We start from the raw sequence: 266 nt of genomic DNA, 5'->3' as shown, positions 1-266 counted from the left end.
GTATTATTCTACACAAAATTTTAATTGAAATTAGAAATTTGGTACAGGACAATTGGTCTTTAAACATAGAAAAATGTCCAACAATATCTAGTCTAAGCTATGCAATCTTTAGAACTAAATACCTCCTAGAAAATATGATTCCTATTACTTCAACTAATATTTTTAGTGGATTAAAGATTCTTATACTGGTGGAAGTACTGATATGTATATTCCTTACGGTAGAGATGTTAAAGTTTATGACGGTACCTCTTTATATCCCTCACAAA

At 28.9% G+C, this 266-nt stretch carries 1 protein-coding gene; it reads left to right on the top strand.

What is annotated here, in order from left to right; translation table 11 throughout:
• Window positions 1-2 precede the first annotated feature (2 nt).
• Window positions 3-266: DNA polymerase (locus ACLJNW_RS25670; RefSeq protein ID WP_410961434.1), on the top strand; the 264-nt coding region annotated here is incomplete at its 3' end.

It is taken from the genome of Salmonella sp. SAL4457, assembly GCF_046548235.1.
Lineage (GTDB): Bacteria > Pseudomonadota > Gammaproteobacteria > Enterobacterales > Enterobacteriaceae > Salmonella > Salmonella enterica.
Note: the sequence above shows the minus strand (reverse complement) of the source record. Positions and strands in the feature narration are given on the sequence as shown.